Origin of the sequence: Pedobacter immunditicola, from assembly GCF_037482985.1 — a bacterium.
Lineage (GTDB): Bacteria > Bacteroidota > Bacteroidia > Sphingobacteriales > Sphingobacteriaceae > Pedobacter > Pedobacter immunditicola.
Genome location: NZ_JBBHKC010000002.1, coordinates 524,401 through 551,073 on the forward strand (window position 1 = coordinate 524,401; position 26,673 = coordinate 551,073).

15 protein-coding genes are annotated in these 26,673 nt (G+C 39.0%); 10 read left to right on the plus strand and 5 right to left on the minus strand.

Translation table 11 applies throughout. The features are described from left to right. Positions 1-23: 23 nt before the first annotated feature. The 8 genes from WG905_RS04750 to WG905_RS04785 all read left to right on the plus strand — a co-directional run bounded on the left by WG905_RS04750 (position 24) and on the right by WG905_RS04785 (position 17,141). The gene (locus tag WG905_RS04750) at positions 24-1,811 is read left to right on the plus strand and encodes a glycoside hydrolase family 2 protein (RefSeq protein WP_339590559.1); all 1,788 of its coding nucleotides are present in this window, start codon (positions 24-26) and stop codon (positions 1,809-1,811) included. 501 nt (positions 1,812-2,312) lie between these two features. Next, positions 2,313-6,380: a hybrid sensor histidine kinase/response regulator transcription factor gene (locus tag WG905_RS04755; RefSeq protein WP_339590560.1), complete on the plus strand. Its 4,068-nt coding sequence runs from the start codon at positions 2,313-2,315 to the stop codon at positions 6,378-6,380. 200 nt (positions 6,381-6,580) lie between these two features. Continuing rightward, positions 6,581-7,762 (plus strand): glycoside hydrolase family 88 protein, encoded by a 1,182-nt coding sequence (locus WG905_RS04760; RefSeq protein ID WP_339590561.1) that lies wholly within the window; start codon positions 6,581-6,583, stop codon positions 7,760-7,762. A gap of 67 nt (positions 7,763-7,829) precedes the next feature. Next, the gene (locus tag WG905_RS04765; protein ID WP_339590562.1) at positions 7,830-9,044 is read left to right on the plus strand and encodes a glycosyl hydrolase family 28 protein; all 1,215 of its coding nucleotides are present in this window, start codon (positions 7,830-7,832) and stop codon (positions 9,042-9,044) included. Between the two features lie 535 nt (positions 9,045-9,579). After that, the gene (locus WG905_RS04770; RefSeq protein ID WP_339590563.1) at positions 9,580-12,576 is read left to right on the plus strand and encodes a SusC/RagA family TonB-linked outer membrane protein; all 2,997 of its coding nucleotides are present in this window, start codon (positions 9,580-9,582) and stop codon (positions 12,574-12,576) included. A 16-nt stretch (positions 12,577-12,592) separates the two neighbouring features. After that, positions 12,593-14,236, plus strand: coding sequence for a RagB/SusD family nutrient uptake outer membrane protein (locus WG905_RS04775; RefSeq protein ID WP_339590564.1), 1,644 nt, complete (start codon positions 12,593-12,595; stop codon positions 14,234-14,236). Positions 14,237-14,339: 103 nt separating this feature from the next. Beyond that, on the plus strand, positions 14,340-15,524 hold the full coding sequence (locus WG905_RS04780; RefSeq protein ID WP_339590565.1) for a SusE domain-containing protein: 1,185 nt from the start codon (positions 14,340-14,342) through the stop codon (positions 15,522-15,524). A 54-nt stretch (positions 15,525-15,578) separates the two neighbouring features. Then, complete coding sequence (locus tag WG905_RS04785; RefSeq protein WP_339590566.1) at positions 15,579-17,141, plus strand: DUF4832 domain-containing protein; 1,563 nt, start codon at positions 15,579-15,581, stop codon at positions 17,139-17,141. A 446-nt stretch (positions 17,142-17,587) separates the two neighbouring features. Here WG905_RS04785 and WG905_RS04790 read toward each other — a convergent pair whose 3' ends face one another. From WG905_RS04790 to WG905_RS04810, 5 genes are all read right to left on the minus strand, one after another. After that, entirely contained in the window at positions 17,588-20,782 is a 3,195-nt protein-coding gene (locus WG905_RS04790; RefSeq protein ID WP_339590567.1) for an efflux RND transporter permease subunit, read from the minus strand. Between the two features lie 9 nt (positions 20,783-20,791). After that, positions 20,792-21,856, minus strand: a complete 1,065-nt coding sequence (locus WG905_RS04795; protein ID WP_339590568.1) for an efflux RND transporter periplasmic adaptor subunit — start codon at positions 21,854-21,856, stop codon at positions 20,792-20,794. After that, the gene (locus WG905_RS04800) at positions 21,853-23,187 is read right to left on the minus strand and encodes a TolC family protein (RefSeq protein WP_339590569.1); all 1,335 of its coding nucleotides are present in this window, start codon (positions 23,185-23,187) and stop codon (positions 21,853-21,855) included. The genes WG905_RS04795 and WG905_RS04800 overlap by 4 nt, the downstream gene beginning before the upstream one ends. A 33-nt stretch (positions 23,188-23,220) precedes the next feature. Further along, positions 23,221-23,817 carry a TetR/AcrR family transcriptional regulator gene (locus WG905_RS04805; RefSeq protein WP_339590570.1) on the minus strand — a complete coding sequence of 199 codons (597 nt, stop codon included), beginning with the start codon at positions 23,815-23,817 and terminating at the stop codon, positions 23,221-23,223. A 112-nt stretch (positions 23,818-23,929) separates the two neighbouring features. After that, positions 23,930-24,544 carry a TetR/AcrR family transcriptional regulator gene (locus WG905_RS04810; protein ID WP_339590571.1) on the minus strand — a complete coding sequence of 205 codons (615 nt, stop codon included), beginning with the start codon at positions 24,542-24,544 and terminating at the stop codon, positions 23,930-23,932. A 149-nt stretch (positions 24,545-24,693) separates the two neighbouring features. On the opposite strand from WG905_RS04810, the gene murB reads away from it, so the two are divergent. Beyond that, entirely contained in the window at positions 24,694-25,713 is a 1,020-nt protein-coding gene (gene murB, locus WG905_RS04815) for a UDP-N-acetylmuramate dehydrogenase (RefSeq protein ID WP_339590572.1), read from the plus strand. Between the two features lie 170 nt (positions 25,714-25,883). Next, entirely contained in the window at positions 25,884-26,414 is a 531-nt protein-coding gene (locus WG905_RS04820) for an RNA polymerase sigma factor (protein ID WP_339590573.1), read from the plus strand. Positions 26,415-26,673: the final 259 nt, after the last annotated feature.

The following is a 26,673-nucleotide window of genomic DNA, read 5'->3' on the forward strand; positions in this document are numbered from 1 at the left end:
AAGAAATAAATGCCTTACTGATTATGAAGATGAAAACATTTAACATCGTACTTGTTGTTTTTTTTACATTAACTTTTTCTAAACTGGCCGCACAGCAGACCATGATAAATGTTTATGGACGCAATGTGCAGTCGCTAAATGGTAAATGGGATGCGATTATTGACTTGTATGATCAGGGTAAAAAAAACAAAATCTATCTCAATAAAAAACCAGAGAGCAAAACAGATTTCTATGAGTATTCTTTTGAAAATGGCTACCGTTTGAACGTACCTTCAGATTGGAACAGCCAAATGGCCGAGCTTAAATACTACGAAGGCACTATTTGGTATGCTCGTAGGTTTGATGTAGAAAAACAAATTGATAAACGCCTTTTCCTATACTTTGGAGGGGTTAGCTATCGTTGTATCATCTATCTTAACGGAAAGGCAATTGGGAAGCATGAAGGTGGTTTTACGCCGTTTCAAATAGAAGTAACCGATGCGGTAAAAGAAAAAGACAATTTTCTGACGGTAGAAGTAAACAACACACGTACGGTTGATGCCATTCCGGCAATGGCATTCGATTGGTGGAATTATGGCGGTATTACACGTGATGTATTTTTAGTTAGTACACCAAATGTCTTTATAGAAGATTATTTTATCCAGTTAGATAAATTTAAGGCAGATAAGATAGATGCCACAGTGAAACTTTCCGAAAAAGTAGCCAATACATCTGTGACTATAGAAATGCCAGAATTGAGAATTAAGCAAACGCTTAAAACCGATGCGAATGGCGAAATAAAAACTTCGTTTATTGCTAAAAAGATGCAGCGTTGGTCACCTACTATCCCTAAACTGTATAATGTCAAAGTTTCGACAGGAAAGGATAAGGTGGAAGAGGAGATAGGTTTCCGTAATATCTGGGTAAAAGGAGAAAATGTTTATCTGAATGACAAACCAATATTCTTAAAGTCAATATCATTCCATGAAGAAATCCCACAACGTGAAGGGCGGGCTTTTTCACCAGCAGATGCAGTAATGTTGTTATCGGAAGCTAAAGCTTTGGGATGTAACATGATCCGATTGGCGCACTATCCGCAAAATGAATATATCGTAAGAATGGCGGAAAAAATGGGCTTTTTACTTTGGGAGGAAATTCCAATTTGGCAAGGTATCGATTTTAAAAATGATGCAACTAGGGAAAAGGCTGGCAAAATGATGACCGAAATGGTGATGCGTGATAAAAACCGCTGTGCTTTAGCTTTCTGGGGTGTAGCTAACGAAACACAGCCTTCCGAACTTAGGAATGCATTTCTGAAATACCTGATAGAAAAATGTAAAACTATTGACACCACTAGACTGATTACCGCGGCATTCGACCTGGTCCGTTTTGATCGTGAAAGACAAGTGTTTGTGATGAATGATCCTTTCATCAAAGAACTCGATGTGGTAGCCGTTAACAAATATATGGGATGGTACCACCAATGGCCAATATCGCCGGATAAAGCCATTTGGGATGTGGCAAAGGGGCAGCCGTTAATCATTTCAGAATTTGGTGGAGAGGCAATGTATGGCAGAAACGGAGACGCAGATTTAGTAAGTTCATGGAGTGAGGATTACCAAGCTACGCTGTACAGGGAAAATTTGGAAATGTTTAGGCACATCCCCAACCTCAGGGGAACTTCACCTTGGGTATTATTTGATTTTCGTTCACCTTTCCGCTTCCATCCAACCAATCAACAAGGTTGGAACCGTAAGGGATTGGTATCTGATCAGGGATATAGGAAAAAAGCTTGGTACCTGATGAAGGAATATTATGATAGCATTAAATAACCTGCCTGGTTGGAGAATCTAAGTTATCTAGAACCTGCTAGACAAGGGGTTTAGGATTGAAAACACACTAATTCCGGGTTTTTTAAAAGCGAATTTAAGTTCAATACTTGAAAAATATCTGTGTAAATAGATCTGGTTGGAATGGGATAAGTATGGATCAATCAAAATATCTAGGTTGCTATGGGAAGAAGAGATACAACGCTCCATATAAATTCCGGTAAATGATCTGGTGCCGGGTGAAATTGAAATCATCGTTTTTAAGCTGAAAAAAAACCAACAAAAGACAATTAAATTGGCGTAAAAGCCTATTTCATAATAGAAGAACCAATTATGAAGAAGGTTATGGGACTTACGATCTTAGCTTGTGTTGATGGAAATGGAAAACGCTTTCTCGAAGCTGGTGATTACAATATCAGTGTTTAAAACAAGAAAGTTAAAATATAAATTGTAGATTGAGGATTTAAGATTTATGGAATTTATGACAAACCGATTTCTGGTCAGATGAAAAAATTCAGCCTAATTGCTATTTTTGTAGTTATCTTTTTACAAGGCGTTTTTGCTATTGATATTTCAAAGTATAGGTTTCATGTGATGCCTGAAACTTCGTATTACGGCGGGATACAAAGTATCGCAAAAGATAGCTTAGGCAGAATGTGGTACACTGGACCGGATGCGCTTTTTATGTACGATGGTAATAGTTTTTATCAACTAAACGATATCGTATTTGCTATACAACCAAAACTAAAATGGGGATACGGCTCATTAATTAGAGATAAAAAGGGTAACCTATTTTTAGGAACGGGGCATGGTCTGTTGAAATTCGATTACGAGAAATTTTCCTTCAAATTAGTTGTGCCAGGAAAAATACGTTCTATATGTTTAAACGACGATGGCAAACTTTATATGCTTTCTGGTGATAGCTTAGTGTGTTACGATCAGGTAAATAATAAATTAATTGGTTTCCCCTTACCCAAAAACAAATTCTTCAACAATCTAATTAGCTTAAAGGGTAACGTTTACATCAGTCAAGATGCACTTTTGCACAAAGTCGAGATGGCAAAACGTCGTTTAGTCCCGTTCGCAAATTTTCAAGAATCGGTAAATCAAGTAGCTGATGCTTTAGAATATAGAGGGTTATATTATTTCCTAACTCAACGCGGAGGGATTTATGTCACAGATGCAACGGGGTTGGTAAAGGATCATATTCCAATAACTTTTGGAAAACAGTCTGTACTGTCCAAGAAACTATTCATGGATCAAACGGAGGTGATATGGGTAGCTACCCAGGCTGGACTTTTTCTTTACGATCCCGCTAAAAAAAGTGGCGACTTTTTGCGGATGAATTTAAATGATGCTTTCTCACTGCCTAATAACTCAATCTGGACCATTTATGCAGATCCGGACCAAGGAGCATGGATAGGAACTTATGGGGGAAAGATAGCCTATTGTTCCTTATATGATTCTCGGGTGCGCTATTTTAATCCCAGTCTTGGAGGTTTAAATCATCCTATTATAAGTAGCTTTCAAGAAGATCATCACGGCGATATTTGGATTGGTACAGAAGGTGGTGGTCTCAATTACTGGAACAGAAAAAGCGATACCTTCACTCATTTTATGAAATCACAGGGTAACTCCATAAATTCGAATATGATCAAGCGCTTAAAGTTCGATCAAGAAAATAAACATTTGCTTATTTCTGGCTTTAATGGTGGCATTACCTCTTATGATCTAAGCCAGAAAAAATTCAAAGATCTTAATTTCATTTCTCCAGAAAGTAAACAGTTGCTTACCGTTTACGACTTTGTAAATGATGTTGAAGACACATGGTGGATGACCGATCCCGATAGACCATTCCTTTACAAGAGATCTGGCCAAGGTGCTGTAGAAATGATTAACGTTGTTGGGACGGACAATAAAAAATTGAATTTGGAAGTAGAGGCGATAGACCTTGATAAGCAAAACAATCTCCGATTAATAACCCATCAAGGTTTATTTATTGTTGATCGCAGTACGCTAAAAGTACTTAAACATTATCTGGTAAAAGATTTATCCTATTCTGCTAACTATCTGGGTAGTTATTATAAAACTGCAAATGGCGATTTGTGGGTAGGCACTTTAGGGAAAGGAGTGAATGTTTTGAAAGCTGATGGTACTTATTTAAATTACAATAGTAGTAATGGTTTTCCTGCAAAAATGGTATTTGGTATATTGGAAGATACTTCCTCTAATAACGTTTGGTTAAGCACTGGTGACGGACTTTATTACTATGATTGGAAACTGAAGATATTTGAAAAGGCGAGATTTTATCAGGAAAATAGCTGCGGTTCCTTCTATATACGTGCTGCTTACAAAACCAGTAAAGGCGAAATGTTATTTGGTGGTACCAACGGTTTCTTGCTTTTTGATCCTGCCTATTTAAATAAAAATCCACAAAAGCCTAGAGTTTTTTTTACAAAATTTTTATTGAACAATAAGGAAGTTACATTTGACTCTCAACCTTCGGCACTTTCAAAAGACGTGTCAAGTTTATCTAACCAAAAACGTGATAGAATACGGCTTTCTAGTAAGCAATCCAATGTAGAAATAATGTTCTCGGCAGATAGCTATTTATCTGCAGATAAGAACCAATTCGCATACCGCATGAAAGGTCTTGGAGAAGAATGGCAGATTATTCATAATAATCAAAGGTCAGTTCAGTTTCTAAATCTTCCAAATGGCGACTACACATTTGAAATAAAGGCATCTAATAACGACGGTTTGTGGGGAGATCAAATATCACGGCTTTATATACACGTGGATCCACCATTTTTCCTGTCTTGGTGGGCTTATTGCTTTTATGGTGCTGTGGCGTTTTCGTTGTTATTTTTCATCACCCGATATTACACCAATAAAAAGGTGTTTAAGGAAAGACTGGCTTTGGAAGCGTTAAAGGAAAAGAACATGCGTGAGCTAAATGAAGCGCGGACCCATTTTTTTACCAATATCTCCCATGATTTGAAGACACCTCTAACGCTGGTGATTCAACCTCTTAAACAACTAAAGGAAACTTTGGCCGCTAATGATCATGCTGTCGGATATATGGATTTGATAGAGAAAAACGTATCCCGAATACAAAGAATGATTAGTCAATTGTTGCGCTTTCGCGAAATTGAGAGTCAAAAAATCACCCTTAATCCACAAATTGGAGATTTTATCAATTTCGTAAGAGAAGTTTTTGGGCTTTTTGAACTATATGCCAATAAAAAAGAAATTGAGACCAATATTACTGCACATAAAGATAATCTCTATGTAGCTTTTGATTATGATATTATCGAGAAGATCTTGACTAATCTTTTCTCAAATGCATTAAAATATACCCCAAATAAAGGTTATGTAGGGGTGCGAATCTATGGTTCAACAAATGAGGAAAAGGAGAGACTATTCCAAAAATTGGACGGGCAGGGTAATGAATATATTTCTATTGAAGTTTTAAATAGTGGCGACGGATTTTCTGAACAGCAAATAGCTACACTCTTTACATCTTTTAATCGCCTATCGTCACATAGGCCTACGTTTGAGGAAAGTTCTGGACTGGGGCTAGCCATTGTAAAAGAGCTGGTTGATGTGCTGGAAGGGAAAATCTGGATAGTGAATAAGGCAGACAAAGTTTCATTCACAATTATGCTGCCGCTAAAAATACAGGCGGGATCGGGTGATATGCAATCGAACGTTTACGATTATACGATTTCGGAAATTGATGATGTTATATTAGATACAACTGAACAGCAAAATGCAGTAAGCAGCACTAGAAAAGCAAATAGTTTGCTGCTGATTGAGGATGATCCAGCAATGCGGGCCTACCTGGAGCAGCGATTATCTGAAAGATACAATGTGTATACGGCAAGTGATGGAATGGAAGGGCAGATTAAAGCAGAAAAGATCTATCCTCAATTGATCATTACTGATTTGGTAATGCCAAACCGTAATGGTTTAGAGGTTTGCCGTAGCTTGAGACAGAATTTTAAAACCAGTCATATCCCCATTATCATGATTTCTGGCAACGGAGATGATAATCAGAACAAAATCAAGGCACTAGAATATGGGGCAAGTGTGTTTATAGATAAGCCCTTTGATGTTGACTATCTATTGCAACAGACCGAAACCATATTGAGAAACCAGCAGGAACTTAAAGAGAAGTATAGTAAGAGAATACAGGTTGATCCGGCCAAGGTTACAGTAACTTCCATGGATGAAGAACTACTGATTAAAGCAATGAAAGTTATTGAAGAAAATATAGCAAATGCAAATTATTCGGTAGAAGATTTTGTATCTGATATGAATGTTGGACGGACAATTCTCTATCAAAAAATTCATGATATCGTGGGTATGTCCATCAAGGAGTTTATTTTAAATATCCGATTAAAAAGAAGTGCTTATTTATTGGAGAAATCAGATCTGACCATTGCAGAAGTCGCCTATAAAACCGGATTTAACAATGCCAAGTATTTCAGCGTGTGCTTTAAAAAGCAATTCGAATTAAGTCCTTCTGACTTTAAGAAAAAATCAGTGGCTCTTACTGGTAAAAAATAGCCTAACGATTTTTCGGCAGAGCAAGTTTTTTGCTAATGTACAAAAGCGAACCATTTCTGTACGAAAACGAACCCTCTTCTATCGTGTTTATGCTATTTTTGAGAATATTAGGTAGAAAACTAGTACTGATGTTAAATCTTAACGAAAGACTGTTTTAAATACATCATAATTAATGTTTTACATCAAAATAAATGAACAATATGAGGAAATGCTTCTCTCTGTTACTTTTTACAGCACTAATCACAGCTTTACAAGTCAATGCTCAATCCTTAAAGAAAGTTGTAGATCAAGCTTTCGAAACAGCAGAACAACAAAGTCTAATCATGGCGAAAAAGTATGAAGGTCAGCCAGGTAGACTTCCCAAGTCCTTTGAAAATGGAAAAGACATTTCATCTGATTCTAGATGGTGGTGTAGCGGTTTTTTCCCGGGCTCGCTATGGTACCTTTTTGAGCAAAGCAAAAATCAAGAAGTGCTTAAATATGCTAAAATGTATACCGATAGAATAGAGAGGGAGAAATATACCACAGACAATCATGATGTTGGATTTATGTTATACTGCAGTTTCGGAAATGGCTTGCGTATTACAGGCGAAGAGCGCTATAAAGAAGTATTACTAACTGGTGCTAAGTCTCTGGCCACTCGTTTTCATCCGACGGTTGGGTTGATTCGTTCCTGGGACCACAACACTGCAGTTTGGCAATACCCCGTAATTATTGATAACCTAATGAACTTGGAACTGATGCTTTGGGCAGCTGATTATGCTAAAGATGATGGCTTTAAGAAAATTGCAATTTCACACGCTGATAATACACTGCAATATCATTTTCGCTCTGATTTTAGCTCCTACCACGTTGTATCTTACGATCGAAAAACTGGAATTCCTCATTTAAAGCAAACACATCAAGGTGCTTTTGATGAGTCGGCCTGGAGCCGCGGACAAGCTTGGGGATTGTACGGCTATACTTATCTCTATCGTGAAACGAAAGATAAACGCTATCTAGACCAAGCAAAAAATATTGCCGATTTTCTAATCAACCATCCGAATATGCCTAAAGACTTTATCCCATATTGGGACTACAATGCTCCGCAAATCCCAAACACTCCGCGTGATGCTTCGGCAGCTTGCATCATGGCCTCGGCATTAACAGAATTGGGCGATTTTGTAGATGCCAAATTAAAAAAGAGATATATGCAGGTTGTTGATACGCAGATAAGGACACTCGCTTCTGAAGCGTATACAGCAAAAATTGGCGAAAATGGAGCCTTTATACTGAAACACAGTACAGGAGCGCATCCATTCAAGTCTGAGGTAGATGCCCCTCTTACTTATGCGGATTACTATTACCTAGAGACGCTAGCTAGATTAAAAATTAGGTTGTAGACAACCGTTAAATAAAACGATATTCTTACTCTAAATTATATAATTCTAACAAAATTAAATTATAATCATGACAATTCCACGAAAAGCATTATTAGCACTCTACTTGTTATTGCATAGTTTTACATCTCTAATAGCAGACAGCAGTAAACCGAATGAAATTTATCTCAGTCCAAATATGTACAAGACTGGCACCCAGTCAGAACGTATTCAAAGAGCGATAAATGATGCAAAAAACATTAGTGGAAAAGTAGTTATTCCGAAATATGATGCAGTAGAAAAAACAAATATCTGGCTGATAGATAAGGCCATTTTATTGCCTGGAGATTTCGAACTCGAGCTAAACAACTGTAAGATTAAATTATCTGACAAGTGTAGGGACAATTTTATTCGATCGGCAAATGCAGGTTTGGGTAAAGTAGATATTACACCGATAAAAAACATCAAGATAATTGGAAAAGGTAACGTACTCTTAGAAGGTGCCAGCAATCCGCGGTCTACGGGAGACCATAACAAGAGCTTATCCATAAATCCCAAAGGCTACGGCCAATCTTACGGAAGTGATGCCGGCAAACCAAACGAAAACCAAAAAGGAGGGTGGCGTAATCATGCGATTATACTCGCTCATGTAGATGTATTTGAGATAAGCGGCATTGTGTTGAAAGATTATCACGCCCATGGCTTGGTGTTAGAACGTTGTACAAATGGCAAAGTTAACGACATTACTTTTGATGTAAGACAGGTCGTTAATATTGCTGGAGCAGACAAACAGTTACTGAACCAAGATGGGTTGGGCGTTAGGTTTGGTTGCAAAAATATCATCATTTCCAATTGTAAAGGCAAAAGCGGAGACGACTTTATTAATATTGGTTTAACTGATACTGGTGTAGGGGCAGGAGAAGAAAATGTGAATGTGGTAAGTGGCTCAATCTATGCCGGAGAAAGAGATAATATTTCGAACATTTATCTTCAGAATTGGCAAGACTTCTATTCCATTTCACACCGTGCCATTCGTATCATGCCTATCGGGAAGCTTAGAATAAAAAATGTTTTTATCGAAAATATGGTAATCAACGCTTTATCTAAGCAAGGCTTGGTTGTTGAGTATACGGGAAATATTAAAGGGCTATTTGTTAGGAATATCGTCAGTCAACAGCCGGTCGTAGCAAAAGGAATATCGGAAGCTAGTTTTAGGGATATTTTCTATACAGGTGAGGGAGCAGCCATAGATGTCCAGCATAGCTATACTGTCACAGTTGATAACGTAAAAACCTTTGGTAAATAAATCTTGCCAGGTTAATCTTCCTTTATTTGGAAAAAAATGCATTTATTTTCGAAGATGTACAAAACCAAACCATTTTCGTACAAAAACGAACCCTCCGTAGGGCATGTGTACTATAGATTTGTTTTAACCAAATAAAAAACCTAACCAAGTATGAGAAATAAAGCAGTGATTTTAGTAATTGCTAGTGAATGGCAAAACTCAATTTCAACGATAACCAAAGCGTTTAATAGCAAACCCAAACTTTTTGTTCTAAACTTACCCAGAACTCGGAATGCCAGTATCAAGACTATTTGTAATATGGCATATTTTTCAGAATGGTGTCTTCGGCCAGTTTCCGCGATAATATATCAAATTTGTTCAGTTCCCTAAAGCGCTACCCATATTCAACATCATCTTTACTATCGGTTAAAAGAAGTAGAAGTTTAACCAATTCAAAGTGATGTCTAGAGAAAAATTCAGATGAACAATATATTCTTCACTTCCTGGAAGAGAAGATGTGAATTATAGATTTAATGCTAACCATATATAAATTTAAATGATTAAAAAATTACACATCAAGCTCAAAAGCGGGTTAATAATTGTTGCCATGCTTTTGCTGTCGATAAACTACAGCTATTCCCAACAAGACCTTGTCAATGTTAAAGGAAAAGTCACTGATGAAAAGGGAGAAGTATTAACGGGGGTATCCGTATTCATCAAAGGGACTGGTAAAGGAACATCAACTGATATAAATGGAAACTATACCATTCAGGTGTTATCAACAGCTACTTTGGCTTTCTCTTACATAGGTTTTGACCATCAAGAAGTAAAAGTTAACTCATCTGGCGTCATCAACGTTAAGATGGCTGGAGATAAAATGCTAGACCAAGTGGTGGTAGTGGGTTACGGTACTGCTAAGAAAAAAGATCTAACTGGAGGATTAGCAGTAGTAGGTAAAGAACAGTTGGATATGGTTTCCACACCAAATTTAATGGACCGCTTAGTCGGCCAGGTTGCGGGATTTAGCATCACTTCTGGGAATGCGGCACCTGGTGCAGGGCAAACCTTGTTGATCCGTGGCGAAAACTCTATATCTGCTAATAATTCACCGCTTATTATTCTAGATGGAATTCCGTACAGTGGTGCCCTTGCTGATATTGATCCTAACAACGTTGAAAATTTAAGTGTTTTGAAAGATGCTTCAGCAGTTGCAATTTATGGATCTCGTGGTTCTAACGGCGTTATCTTAATACAAACCAAACGAGGCACATTCGGTAAAGCACAAGTCGCTTACCGCGGACAGCTAGGCATGGCCGAACCAATGCAACGAATTGAGGTAATGGGACCTAATGAATATATCAGATTTCAGCAGGATATTGGTAGGTTAAGGCAGGGGTATAGTGGCTACTTATTAGACCCTGTTGCCGGAGATATCATCAGTGTTACAGAACGTGGCAACTATGTAAATGGAATTACACACAGTTGGCAAGATTATATCTTTAGAAGAGCAGTTACAATGGACCACCAATTGAGTATTTCTGGAGGTACGGAAAACACCAAATATATGGCTTCCCTTGCTGCGCTAGATCAAGATGGTGTAGTGTATAACTCGCGTTTGTCCCGTTTAAATATGACTACAAACCTTGATCAAACCTTCAATAAATGGTTAACCATTGGAGTTGGTATGCAGTATACACAAAGAAGCGATGGAGGCGTTACACCAAATATAGAACATGCTATTAAGCAGAGCCCTTATGGTAGTTATAAAAACGCAGCTGGCGGATACGTTCCAGAACCGATGGAGTATTCCCTTATCGCCAATCCGATGCGTAACGTAAATGCTGTTCAAGATAGAATTAATCGCAACTTTTTCCTTTCTGGCTATGCCAATATATTATTGCCAGTTAAAGGACTTTCTGTAAGGTCAAATTTTGGATACAATTATAGAAGTGGTTTTACTGGAACCTACTTCGGCCGCGATACTTTCGATGGTAGAGAGCAAGCGGGTTTAGTAGGAGGTAGAGCCTCTATTAACAATTCGCATTATAACGATTACACGTGGGAGAACTTGTTAAAGTATGAACGTGAGGTTGGAGATCACCGTTTTGACGCTACCGGTTTGTTCAGTATGCAGCAAACTAAAAGTGTAAATTCTTCACAAAGCGGAGAAGGTTTTGTAACTGATGATACAGAATACTTCATGATGAATACAGCTGCACGTAATATAATTAATGACTCTGGATTATCAGAAACTGCATTGCTTTCTTACATGGGTCGGTTAAACTATAGTTATAAAGGAAAGTATCTGCTTACCTTAACAGGACGTAGTGACGGTGCTTCAGTGTTTGGTGTAAATAATAAATATGCGTTTTTCCCCGTGGCGGCTGGTGCTTGGCATATTGGCGAAGAAAGCTTTTTAAAAGATAATGTTGGGTGGGTAGATATGTTAAAGTTACGTGTTTCTTATGGTGCCAACGGTAACCAAGCTATCACACCATATAGAACATTAGATCGTCTCTATTCAAATGTAAAATACATTTGGGGAGATAATGGTACAGCAGTAAACACCGCTTATCTAGCTGGTGACGGAGTGGGTAATCCTAATTTGAAATGGGAGACAACCTATTCCACAAACTTGGGCGTAGATTTTCAGCTTTTTAAAAATAGACTAAGCGGTACAATTGATGCCTACAGCTCTAGAACAAAAGATTTGTTGATGACCCGTACCGTTCCCATCATGAATGGTTATAACAGAATTTGGGATAATATCGGTGAAACTCAAAATAGAGGTATTGAAGTAACTTTAAATACAGTCAATATAGATGTAGGAAATTTTAAATGGAGCTCTACAGCGGTATTCTCTCTAAACCGCGATAAGATTGTAGAACTGAGAGGAGATGGGCTCGATGATATCAACAATAATTGGTTTATCGGTAAACCATTAAGGGTCTTTTACGACTATAACATGGTTGGTATATGGCAAAATGGAGAGCAGTACGGATCGCAACCAGGAGCCGCTGCAGGTGCCGCAAAATTAGAGGATATAGATGGTAACGGAACCATCAATGCTGCCGATAGAAAAATTATTGGCTCCAAAAACCCAGGCTATACAGCATCGTTTTCCAATAGATTAAGTTATAAGAATTTTTACGCATCTGCACTGGTAACCGGAGTCTTCGGCGTATGGCGTGACGATCACATGGCTAACATGGGTGCATGGACTTTCGGGATCACTAATTACGTACATGACGCTAATTATTGGACACCGGAAAATCCAAATGCAACGATAGTTTCTCCTGGCTATCTCAACACCCAGGGGCATGGCTACTACAAAAAAGTTAATTACCTACAAGTTAGAAATATAACTTTCGGGTATAGGGTTCCACAAAGCATAGCTAAGAAAGTAGGTGTGAGTGGGATAGACCTTAATGCTAGTGTGAACAACCTACATACCTTCTCTAACATCAGGCAAGTGCTCAATTACGACAACACTTGGATGGCTTCTTATCCAACTGCACGTTCTTATATGTTTGGTTTAAATGTAAACTTCTAATTAATACAATACGAAGATGAAAAATATTATAACAAAAAGTATTGCACTTATCATATTGATGTCGTTAGCTGGCTGTAAAAAGTTTTTGGAAGAAGATTTGAAAACTGAATTAGCACCAACCAATACTTATACCAGTACCTACGGATTTGAAGTAGGTAGTGCCGGATTTTACGCACTTACCCGTTCAGAGTACAATACTTATGGCGAGGGGGGAGCTTATATCCACAATGGTGCAGCTCCTTATGAAGCTTTACAGGCTGCTACGGATATTGCCGACGTAATTAATAGTGATGCATCTTTAATGGCGTTTGCCAATTTAACCCTTACACCAGCAGAAAGATTTGTAGGCACCTATTGGAATTGGGCTTACAGCTTAATTTCTTCAGCCAATTTAATGCTAGTATATTCAGAACAGAACACCAATTGGGATTCTCCCACAGATAAGGAGCATTTTCAGGCAGTAGCACGTTTTTTCAGAGCGTATGCCTATCGTACATTAGTTTATCTTTATGGAGATGTACCTTACGTAGAGACGATTATGTATGATTTTAAACTAAATTTCACTCGTACGCCCAAAGCCGAAGTAATAGCTCATATTGTAGAGGATTTGAAATTTGCCGTGCAGCACTTGCCAACAAATCCTGATCAAGTAAAAGATGGAAAAGTAACAAAATGGGTTGCGAGTCATTTATTAAGCGAGATTCATTTATTACAAGGTGATTATCCTGCCGCAGAACAAGCTGCTTTGGCTGTAATTAATAGTGGTTATTATAGCTTAATGAAAACCAGATTTGGTGTAAATAAGGATAAAGCTGGCGATGTTTTTAATGATTTATTTTTGGAGAATAACCAGAATAGGTTAACTAGTGGTAACAAAGAAAGCATATGGGTGTTACAATTTCAATTTAATGTGGTTGGTGGAGGTACCAATTCAGACGATTGGACACGTAGGGCCTGGGTTCCTAATTACTCTTCGATAAACGGATTTGTCTTAGCCGATACTTTGGGCGGTCGCGGTATTGCTCAGCTAGTGCCTATGAAATGGTGGACTGGAACGAATGGCACGAACGCCACTGGAAATGTTGCTGGTATTTTTGATGCAACTGATCTCCGTAATTCAAACTATAACATTAAACGCAATTGGTATTATAACAATGCAGGTGATGCCACCCTGTTTGGAAAAAAGGCTCCAATAACAGAACAGACGTGGTTCACTACTAAAACCTTGTTCCCTGCCATCACCAAATTCTTTTATGGACGTGCAGAGAACTTAAGTTTAACTGGTAGTTACAAAGACCGTATGAAATTCCGTTTGGCGGAGACATATTTGCTTTTGGCAGAGGCTTACCTAGGACAGAATAATCCCGGTAAAGCAACTGATGCTGTAAATGAAGTGCGTAGGAGAGCAGGTGCCGGAGATATTGTAGCAGCTGAAATGGACATGGATTTCCTTTTGGATGAACGCATTAGAGAATTGGTGGGCGAAGAAAGCAGACGATTCACGCTAGTGCGTACCAAAAAATTGGTAGATAGGGTAAAATTATATAATCCGGCGATCAAGGATAAGATTAAAGATAATCATATGTTATGGCCAATTCCTCAGGCAATTAGAGATGCCAACCGAGATGCGCCATTCCCTCAGAATCCGGGATATAACTAATAAAAATGATGACAACGATATCGTTAATAATGTTGAACTAAAGAATATTATTTTAACTAAAAAGAATATCATGAAAAGCGTAAACTATATATATAAAATCCTAATGTCATTATGCTTTGTGCTTTGTGTCTTGGCCTGCAAAAAGGAAATTAAAGACATAGAAAAAGTTCAAGAAAAAATGGAGCTAAAGGTTTCGTCAGCAGAGATAACATTAGACGAAAGTAATCTTGATAAAGATATTGTCACATTTACCTGGGAACCAGCCAGGTCGCAATCAGATGACCATATGGTTACCTATACTACAAGATTAGATGTGGTGGGCAATAATTTCGGTTCGTCAACGGCGATTATGACTTATGAAGATGACGGTGTGTATAGCAAAACTTTCACATCAGAGCAGTTACAGAATTGGGCAAATGAAAAGTGGGGTATACCCGCTAATAAAGCTTTTACGCTTGAGTTTAGGGTGGTTGCCGAGTGGGAAGGTGGTGTAACCTTTGAGGTGCCAGAAGTTCGAACTATAAAAGTTGTGGTGACACCAATTAAAACTGTAGTTTTTGATGCCGACAAAGTGTTTCTTGGAGGAAGTGCGGTGCTTGGAATTAATAAGATTGAAATGCCTAAAACACTCGAAAATTTGAACCAGTATGCGTATGTGTTAAACCTCCAGCCTGGTAATTTGGAAATTCCTGTAGAGTATAACGGAACAACTAATTATATCTCATCAGCTGATGCCAGCACAACGTTACAAGATGGTGCTGCATTTGCTATAAAGATGAGAGAAACTGCTTTTTCGTGGAAAATAGAAACCGCCGGCGAGTATCGTGTCGTGGTGAACATGCAGAAAGCAACAGCTACAATTTATTCGCCGGCGCAAGCACTTACACCGAAATCTGTTACTTGGGCAGGTAGCACAGCAATGACCACTATCGTTGAAGAATTGTGGATGCATGGTGCAGTTAACGGTTGGGGCACACCAATTAAATTGGATTGTAAAGTAAGTTTGGCCGATCCGCAAATATTGGTGTACACAGGAGGGAGAGTAGGAAAGGCTAAGTTCATTGTTTATGGCAGGAACGATAACAACAAGAATCTGGCTTATGCGTTTAGCTGTCCGCTCACTGCAGCCGGAACAAAACAGGAGCTTTCCCTTGTACTAGGTACAGTAGCCACTTTATCGGGAGGGACTACAAGTGCACAACGTGATTCTTATTACACCATTCCGGCAACTACAAATGTCTTGGTTTTTGATTTGCGAAATAATACCATCCTCGCTGAAAAACGCTAGATCAAAACTAGTTGATGATATTGAAGTATAGATTAACTTTTAAGGTTATTTAAAATGAAAAAAATTAACTATAAAATAGCTGGCCTAAAAATATTGGCCGCAGTTTTATGCCTTCTGTTTTTTGCCTGCAAGAAGAACTCGGAAGATGATGAAAAACAAGCTCAGGGAACTTTGGTTAAACCTAATTACAATAGAAGTTCTACATTTCGTAATCCATTAAATGGCTGGGTAATGTATGGCTCTGGCACTGGTGTCGATTCTTATTGGGACAGTGAATATTATGTGCCTGATTTAGGGAAGAAAGTGAAAGCTATAGATTATGCATCAGCTTGTTACATTCGCACCAATTGGGCGACATTTAACCCTACTACTGGTGTATATGCCTGGAGAGATCCAAGTACTGCGCTTTATAAAATGATTAAGGGAGCAGAAAGCCGAGGTCTGCCTATTGCTTTTCGAATTGTAGTAGATGGACGTGACCAAGGTTTGAATACGCCGCAATTTGTGTTCGATGCTGGGGCTAAATACTATGTAGAGAATCCATCCTTCCCAAATCGAAGAACTCCCTATCCTCAAGATGCAGTTTTCAGACAGCATTATGCTAAATTTATTGAAGAGCTGGCAAAAGATTTTAATGATCCAAAGAAAACCTCGTTTATTGATGCGTACGGCTTGGGTAAATGGGGTGAGGCACATAACGTAATTTACGAAGATCCGTACGCACCTTCTGGCCGAAGTGCGGAGACAATGAAGGAAGAGGTGATGGATTGGGTTTCAGATCTTTATGTAAAAACTTTCACTAAGGTGCCCTTGGTGATCAACTATCATCGTGTAATTGGGGATCCAGTAAGCTGGGGTTCGGCTAACCCCAATTCAGATAAATTGTTAACTAAAATGATTAATAAAGGATATAGCCTTCGGCAAGATGCTTTTGGGATGACTGATTACTATCAAAGTTGGGAAAAAGCTTTCGCTAAAACTTGGAATTTCAAACGTCCAATTCTGATGGAGGGAGGGTGGATCACCAGTGGTACCCATCGTTACTGGACCGATCCAAGTGGTAAGTACAGAGAAGGACATCCGGAAGATGTAAGAAAAGGAGAATTTGATGCTTCACTAGAGGCAGCTGTAAACATGATGGACTTTCGTATAGGAGATACAGAAAGCTGGTTCACGAAATCTTTTTCATTGGTACAACGGTTTGTTTCTGAAGGAGGTTATCGACTTTATCCAGATCAGGTATACTTACCAGAAAAACTTATCAGTAGTGAAGAAGCTACCATTACACACCGCTGGAGAAATATGGGATGGGGTTATTTCCCAAATAATATTCCCCAATGGAACTTTAAATATAAAGTGGCCTTTGCGCTGTTGGATGCGAGTGGGGCTGTGAAGAAAGTTTTCGTAGATGAAAACAGTGAGCCTTCCACTTGGTTAAAGAATGCTCCAGTAAGATATGAATTCAAAACTACATTAGGTGTGCCAGCTGGTATGTATACATGGGCAGTAGCCATCGTTGATACCTCGAAAGAAAATCAGCCGGAAATAAAATTGGCTGTTAATGGTGATATTACCACCGCAGGCTGGTTAAAATTATTAGATGTAAATGTACAATAAGAGGCTTTTCGATTTGCAGGGAGCTTATTGTCCGCCAAAAGCGAGCAGTAAGCTTACCTAAATCTCAGTATTCATAATCAATTGAATCGGTGTAATTTCTAAATGCACAAGGGGCAGCCTAGTTCATCATCTTAAATAATCGGAGAAGCCTCCACAAGTTCAATAATCTATATTTTTATAATACTCAGTCAAGGCATTATATCGTCTGTGTGTATCAGCAAAGTTGGTTTGATATAGAAATGAAGCTTTGGTGCCAGATCGAATTTGTCTCAAAGGTTTAACTCTGTTTTTTTCGGTCGAATCGGCGAATTTCACCGTTAAGTAAATCTGGTGAGTTCCATTTGATGTCCTCATTAGAGGCGATATTTAAAAAAAAATCCCTGACTATTTTCACAGCCAGGGATTCACAATAAACTTACAATTCTATTTAGCCTTTACAACAAAAATTACATCTGCACGGCATCCATATCATATTCTTTCACTTCTTTATGTGCATACGGCTCAACCATCATTTGATCTATGGTTTTGCCGTGTTTATTTCCACCGAGACGTACAACAAGGCTGTCGAAAACCTGGTACATGACTGGTACAATGATCAAGGTTAAAAACAGGGAACTGGATAAGCCACCAATAATTACCCATGCCAGACCATTTTTCCATTCAGCACCGGCACCACTGGCCAGGGCAATAGGCATCATCCCGATCACCATGGCGATGGTAGTCATTAAAATCGGGCGTAAACGAGCATGGTTGGCTAAAATTAAAGCTTCCCTGGTGCTGCGGCCTTCCGCTTTCATCTGGTTAGTAAAATCGACAAGGATAATTGCGTTTTTCGCCACCAGACCAATCAGCATGATCAATCCGAGGATGGTAAAGATACCCATGGCATTATTGGTTAAGGCAAGCGCCAGCAAGGCCCCGATAATAGACAGCGGGATAGAGAACATCACCACAAAAGGGTGGATAAAGCTATCATAAAGTGCCACCATAATCAGGTAAACCAAAATAATAGAAGCCAGGAGCGCTATACCCAAAGTACCAAAACCTTCACTTTGATTCTCCTGATCACCACCCCAAACATAACTTACGCCTACAGGTCGCTGTATTTTTCCCTCTTTTTCAAGGTCCAGCAGTTTAGTCTCAAATTCGGTAACGATAGTACCCGTCGGCCGGCCGATAGACTGTGCTTTTACGGAAACTGAAGTGCTTTTATCGCGTCTTTCCAGCTGACTAGGGCCTGAGCCTTCTTTGATGGCAGCAAATTGGGAAAGTTTTACTTTCTCGCCTGCATTGTTGATAAAGTTCAGGTTTTGCACATCTTCAATGCTTTTGCGGTTAAAAGCGCCGTAACGGATATTGATGTCATATTCATATTCACCTTTCCTGAATTTACTGTCCGTATTGCCGCTAAAAGCAGTCTGCATGGTTGCACCCACCGTTTGTAGCGATAAGCCGAGGGCAGCCATTTTATCCCTGTCCACCTGTACATTGATCTCCGGACTACCTTTTTCAACAGATAATTTAATTTCTGCCGATCCTGGGATCGTAGCGAGTACAGCTTTTGCAGCTTCAGCATATCGCAACACGCTGTCGAGGTCAGAACCCATCACCACCATATCAATAGGCGCATTTTCTGCAAAACCCAGGATACTGATCGGAACGGTTTTAACCTTTACGCCCGGCAGCTGTCTTGCCAGTTCACGGCCCACTTTGGTCGCATAAACACTGGATATATCCTCGCGTTTATCGCGAGCAACTAATCTCACATTGATCTCCGCTTTATAAGCCGTAGCCTGTGTACCACCAAAATCACCACTGGACTGTCCTACGGTTGTGATCATCTGCACAATTTCCGGTTCCTTATCCAGAAAAGCCTCGGCTTTTTGGGTCACAAAATTCGTCTGCTCTACAGAAGCATCTTTTGGGAGTTCAATCTGTACTAAGAATTCGCCTTTATCACTTTTTGGGAAAAACTCAAAACCAATATATCCCATAACCAGCAATCCCATAGAGGCAACAAGCAGTAGGAATGTGACGGCCAGTGTGATGAATTTATGGTCAAGCGACCAGGTCAACAGGCCGGTAACCCATTTGGTAAAAGTACTGAGTTGTTTCTCGAACCATAATATAAAGCGTCCGAAGGCATTTTTACCTTCTATTTTCTCCAGCTTTCCGAAACGGGAAGATAAAAGGGGTACAATGGTAAAGGAAGCAACCAGGGAGAGGAGTGTGGCCATGATCACCACCACACAAAACTGACGCAGGATGTTAGAAACTAAGCCAGAGCTAAGGGCAATAGGGAAAAACACCACCACGATTACCAGGGTAATAGATACCACAGTAAAGCCGATTTCAGCAGTAGCATCCATGGAGGCTCGAACCCGGTTTTTACCCATTTCCATGTGCCTGTAAATGTTTTCAAGTACCACGATGGCATCATCCACTAATATTCCGATCACCAGCGATAAGCCCAGTAAGGACATCAGGTTCAAGGTATAACCCAACAACTCAATTCCAATAAAAGTTGCAATCAAAGAAGCAGGAATAGCCACCATTACAATTAAGGCGTTACGGATGCTGTGCAAGAAGAAGAGCATCACAAAAGCCACTAAGATAATCGCCAGGATCAAATCGTGGATGACCGCATCTGCAGATTCCAGGGTAAAAATGGAGCTGTCACTCACAATGTCAACCTTCAGGCCGATGCCCTTGTAATCATTTTCTAAAGTTTCCACAATTTTATGGACACCCTTACTTACTTCCACCGCATTGGCATCAGATTGTTTAATGATCTGTATAGCAATAGCACCCTTGCGGTCAACACGTGCTAATTTTTCAGCCTCTTTTTGGGTATCCTGAATATCGGCTACATCAGCCAAACGCACTTGTGCGCCAGTATTGCTGGTGGCAACAACCAGGTTCCGCAATTCTTCCACATCCTTGTATTTACCCGATAGACGGATCAGGATATCCTGATTTTGGGTTTTAACGCTACCGGTCGGGAAATCAAGGTTAGAGGTTAATATGGCTTGCTGTACCTGTAAAATAGTCAGACCATAGCCTTCCAGTTTGTCGGCATTAAGATCTACCGCGATTTCACGTTCCTGGCCACCAACTAATGTAACCTGGGCAACACCGCTTACACGGGATACAACAGGCGCAATGCGGTTATCCATTAAGTCATAAAACGCTGCATCATCCAAATTTCCTGAAGCCGTCATGGTGATGACTGGAAGGTCATCCAGCGAGAACTTGCTGAGCGAAGGAGGTTTCACTTCTTCAGGTAAATCTGCAAGTATGGCATTTACCTTTCTTTGCGCTTCATTTAATGATAAATCGACATTGGCTTTATCATTTAAGGTGATGATTACTACGGATAAACTTTCATAAGAAACTGCATTAAGTTTCTTGATGTTTTCCATGGAGGAAACCGCGTCTTCCAGTTTCTTGGTTATGGTATTTTCCACCTCACTTGGCGAGGCTCCCGGGTATATAGTCGATATGGATACTACATTATTGGAAAACTTTGGAAGCAATTCGTAACTCAACGAAAAGTAACTTAATAATCCAAGTAAGGTAAGCGCCGTAAAAACGACGATGACCAGTGATGGACGTTTGATGGATATTTCTGCAATCTTCATCGGTCTATATTATTTTAATGGATCAACTAATGATCCATCGGTTAAATTGATTTGTCCACTGGTAATAACTGTGTCACCTTCTTTCAGGCCATCAAGAATTTCCACCTTCTCACCCAGAATTCTTCCGGCAACCACTTTGCGAAGCCTGGCGGTTTTACCATTTTCCAATACGAAAACTTCGTTGCTGCTCACACTACCCACAAAAGAACCCCTTGGAATAGTAATAGCCGGAGCTTGTTTAGGGAATTTGAAGATAGCAGTTCCATACATACCCGCTTTAATGGTGTTGGGCTTATTGTTCTCTACCTGAATTTCAATAGGGAAGTTTAAAGAGTTATCTGCTTTAGGTGCAATAAAGGTCACTTTTCCATTGAAATCCACTGTCGGGAAAACGTTGGATTTAATTTGAACAGCATCACCTAATTTTAGATTGGCTACCTGGCTTTCATTTACATTCACTTTTAATTTAAGTCTGCTCACATCTACCAATTCAAATAATTGTGTGCCCTGTGAATTAACAAAAGCACCCACTTCAATGTATTTTTTATTCACAATACCGTTGATCGGTGATTTGATATTGGCGTCACTTACCCGGCGTTGAGAAGCCTGCAGCCTTAATCTCGCATTTTTAACCGAAAGTTTTGCCTGATCCAGTTGTTGTTGGGTAACCCCGCCTGTAGCAAAAGAACTCGTGTAACGTGCTTCATCTCTTAAGGCGTTTTGAAGGGTCGCTTCTGCAGTTTCGCGGTCAGTATTTAAAATTTCAGCATCTACGCGGGCTAAAACTTGTCCTCTCTTCACATAATCCCCTTCTTCTACGTATATTTTACTTACCCGTCCTGCATTCTCTGATAAGAAATTCAATTCCTTATAAGGTGTAAATAGGCCATTCACACTGTAATCCAGGTTTACAGGTTCCATTTTAACCGGTGCAATCCTCACTGTAACGGCACCACTTCCCTGAGCAACAATAGCTGTTATTGCATCATTTTTCTTTTTATTATTGTCCAATACGAATGCTATTCCGCCAAGGGCAACAATAATTATAATAGCTATAATAATTCCTCTTTTCATTGTAATAGTGATTTTATATTTCCGTTTGATTTGATGAGTTGGATTTCTGCAATTTTATAACTTAACAATGCTTGTGTAAAGCTGTTTTGTGCTTCTGTCAATGCATTTTCAGTATCTAAAAGATCGGTAAGTGCGGCTAAGCCGTTATTGTAATTGTTTTGAGTGCTTCTATAAATTTCTTCTGCAAGGGTTACGTTTTCCCTTTGTGCATTGATGGTGGCTATACTGTTCCTCAATTGGATTTTTGCGTTTTCATAATCAAGGTTAAGGGCGTTGGTGGTTTGTCTTCTGTCTTCATCTGCCTTTTTGATGTCGACATCTGCCTGTCTGATTCTTGAACGTGTGGCGAAGCCGTTAAAAATCGGAATATTCAAACTCAGCCCTATAGCTGAGGCATCATACCAAAATGCAGAACTGTTCTTTTTAAACAAGTCAAATTTATCACTTTGTCCTGTATAAGAAATGTTGCCTGTTAAAGAAAGTGTAGGGTAATACTCAGATACATAGGCTTTTCTCTGCAAAGAAAGCAGGTCGCGTTGCACATCAAGTAACCTAATTTCAGTCCTTTCAGAAACGCTTACGCTATCAGAAAGTGCCGGCAAAGTAGTTATTTCACTTAATTCAGTAGAAGGCAAGTCGATGGGTGTATTCACAGGCATCCCCATAAAGTATTTAAGCTGGTTCTCCAATTGCGTCACCGCGTTGGTAGTTTGTTCCTGCTGGCTTTCCATATTGGTCAGGTTGACCTTAATACGGTCTACATCAATTTTTCGAGCAAGACCATTCTTATATTGGTTGCCAAGAATATCCTCTACTACTTTGATGTTCTTGATATTGGTATTGATCACCTTCAACCTTTCGCGGTTCACCAATACCTGGTAATAGGTGTTGGCTACTTGTTCAATGATCTGTTCTTCTGTTAATTCCGCACTGAGGTTATAATAGCTTTCACTTCTTTTGGCAGCCTGTAACCCCGTAAATACTTGTTGGTTAAAAAGCTGCTGGCTCAATTGAACACCAGCATTGGCATTCCAATTTCGTCCAATTTGAAAGGACTGGTCGCCAATCACCAACTGGCCAACGATGGGGTTATAAGTTAAGGAGCCATTAGCGCTAAGCTGTGGTAGGGCCTGAGACCTTATTTCCTGGGTTTTAAACCTACCGCCATCGATATCCAGCCGGGCTTTACGAACATTCTCGCTGTTTTTAACGGCATAGTTCAAGGCTTGTTTTAAGGTGAGCTGCTGCTCTTGGGCATGTGCCCCTTTTGTAAGAAACAAACCCAGCAATAAAAGCGGGACTAATTTCAATGTTCTATTAATTGGGTTCATTCAAGTTTGTTTGGTTTTATCCTATCGTCTATTTTAGTTCTTCAATCCTTTGATGAAAATTTTAGATAATTGTTGCTGTTTTTCGTGTAATAATTTCAAAGACTTTTTATTAGGCAGTAATTCCTTGTTGCCACTCATCACACATAAAGAAGTGATGCCTGTTAGGCATTGCAAATACAATTCAGCCAGATCATGACTGTCGGCAGCATCAATCTCACCTAAATCCATGGCTCTTTGCAAATGTGCGGCATGAAATTCCAGGTCCTTATTTTTGCAGGCAAGAATCAAATCTTTCAGTTCAGCAGTGTTGTAAGTAGCCTCTACAGTGCCGAAAGATAAATGCAACATATAGTATTTTTGAAAAAAGCGGTGTCTGATTTCCAGGAGGCTGGAAAAAGCAGTTTCCAGTGAAGGGAATGACTTTTCCTTTGTCAGTAAATCAAAATAATCGCTAAAAATCTTGCTGATTACACCATATACCAAACTGCCTTTGTCTGGGAAGTAATAGTATAAGGAGGGTTTTGAAACGGATAAATCATCCGCTATTTCATTCATCGTGGTCTTGCTGATCCCATAATGTATAAAGCGTTTGATGGCGCCTTCAATAATCTGTTCTTTCTTTTTATCCATTCTACTTTTTAACCTTTTTACCTTTTGACTTTTTTATAGATTGGGTCAAAAGTACTGCCATTATTTTTCTGTATAAGTATGGCTTATTTAAATAATGGCAAAGGTTACAAAGTTATGACAAAATATTCGGTCTCAAGCCTGTAAGAAAGACTTCCGCAAATCGCTTCTCCTTAATAAAGATTTGCTTAAACTGCTCTTTATCAGGGAAGATGTTTTTATCCTTATTCAGGATATTATAGTGGATACCAGAGAGGGCATCAACGAATATTTCGGTAATTAATGCCATATCTGTATGGATAAACTCTCCGTTTTCTATTCCTTTATTGAATAAGGTCGTGAGAATTTTCAATTCGAAGTCCTTTGCCTTAGTGAACTTTTCATACAGGCCCCCGGAAAGTTCTGTACAGGAATGTTTAGAGTATTCCATTAAGTTATAGTACTTCTGTATATAACCCTGGCGTTTTTGCAAAAGCATCATGATACCGTCGGTAGAAGTTTTGGTTTTCTCCAGTGATTTAGTTAATTCTTTACTGATCGCACGCATGAGGTACTCAATCACGCTGACGTACAAACTCAGTTTATCAGGAAAATAATAATATAAGAGTGCTTTTGAGAAAGAAATATCTTTAGCTATTTCGGTCATTGTGGTTTTTGCCAGTCCATAATGAGCAAATCTATTTAAAGCTGCATTTATAATTAAAACTCTTTTTTTATCCTGATTTTCCATTTAACTTAATTCTTCATGCTTTTTAGGTGTTAGTATTTGTTTTCGGTGTAATAGGGATGTTAAATTATGTATTTTTTTTTAAATATTGAATTAACTGCTAATTATAGGCATAACATTTACATTTGCAGCAGGAAAAAATACATCGATACATGCCATTAATTCAGGAAAACATTTCTTTAAAACCTTATAATACATTTTCAATTGCTGCACAAGCAAGGTATTTTGTTGAAATATTCAGTGAAGCAGAACTGATAGCGTTTTTAGCTTCTGCTGGTGATCAATTGGGCGAAATGCTTGTCCTTGGTGGCGGCAGTAATGTTTTATTTACACAGGACTATCCCGGTCTTGTGGTAAAAATCGGTATTCCTGGAATTCAACAACAACAAAGCGACGGTGCAAGTATAATTGTTGAAGCGGGCGCTGGTGTGGTATGGAACGACTTTGTACAGTATTGTGTAAAGAATAACCTTGCCGGGGTCGAAAACCTAAGTTTAATACCCGGTACGGTAGGTGCGTCGCCCATTCAGAATATTGGTGCTTACGGTGTAGAACTGAAAGATGTATTCTATAATTGTACCGGTTATGAAGTTGCAACGGGTATAAAAAGGATATTCAGTTATGAGGATTGTAAGTTTGGTTACCGTGACAGTGTGTTTAAAAATGAATTAAAAGGTCTGTATATTATTACATCTGTAAGTTTTAAACTCAGTACCCAGGCAAATCTGAATACGCAATATGGTGCCATTCAAAGTGAATTAGCGGTTAGAAATATTGTATCACCGACTATTGCTGATATTTCTGCAATAGTATCAGAAATCAGGGTGAGTAAACTTCCTGACCCATCCACCATTGGCAATGCCGGAAGTTTTTTTAAAAATCCGGTTGTTGAAAAAAGCACACTCGAAAAGATTCAAAAGTCATATCCTGAAATAGTGAATTACCCTGTTGGTCATGATTATTATAAAATTGCAGCAGGCTGGTTAATTGAAAGCTGTGGATTCAAGGGGAGGGTAGTTGGACAAACCGGAACCTGGAAGAACCAGGCGTTGGTATTGGTAAACCATGGTCATGCTACAGGACAAGAGGTGTATAGTTTTTCAGAACAGATTATCAATGTAGTGTGCCAAAAATTTGGCATCAAACTGGAACGCGAAGTAAATATTTTATGATTCCTGAATTATTTGGATAATAGCCCATATTTTACTAAACAAAACTCGTGTTCCGTTTTTTTGGTACATATGTTGTATAAGGTTTAATAACGTAAATTAAACAAACTTAATAGTGCCACATTTAAGATTGTGTTTGTTTGCCTTTTTAACACCTTATAAATTAAAACATTATGACGAAAAACGAATTTAACCTCCAACTCCACGACCATTCAGTTTCTTTACAGTCATTCGCTTTAAATTTTACTAAAGACCTTGAAGATGCAAACGACCTCGTACAGGATACTATGCTCAAAGCGGTTACTTATTACAGCAAATTCAAAGATGGGACCAATTTAAAAGGCTGGTTATTTACCATCATGAAAAACACCTTTATCAACAACTACAGACGCCTTGTAAAAACCAATGCGTTGATTACCCAATCGGAAGATATTTCCTCTGCAAATTTACATTACAGTGCCAGTAAAAACTCCAGCGACAGCAAGTTTGTAATGGGAGATATCAACAAGGCCCTGGCTACCCTTCAACCTGAATACTACGTTCCCTTCATCAAATATTTTGAAGGATATAAATACCATGAAATTGCCGAAATGTTGGATATTCCAATCGGTACAGTTAAAACCAGGATACATGTTGCCCGTCAAATTCTGAAAAAATATTTAAAAACATATTCTAAAGAAATATTAGGTGCCGATATAGTTTAAAATTCCGGTTTTTTTAAAGTAGAAGGCGCTTGCAATTCCATTTGCAAGCGTTTTTTTTTGCATTTTTCTGCCCTGCGTTACCTTACAGTATTTGCTTTGAGGTCTGCCCTTTAGATAGCTAATCAGCTTAAACAGCGGGGTTATCTCATTCCGTTGCAGCGATATTTGCAATGGGTTGCCACAAGCATCTGATCAGCCAACAAAAAGAAAATTGCTAAACGACTTGGAAATCCTATTTTTGACGGGTCTTAATGATTTT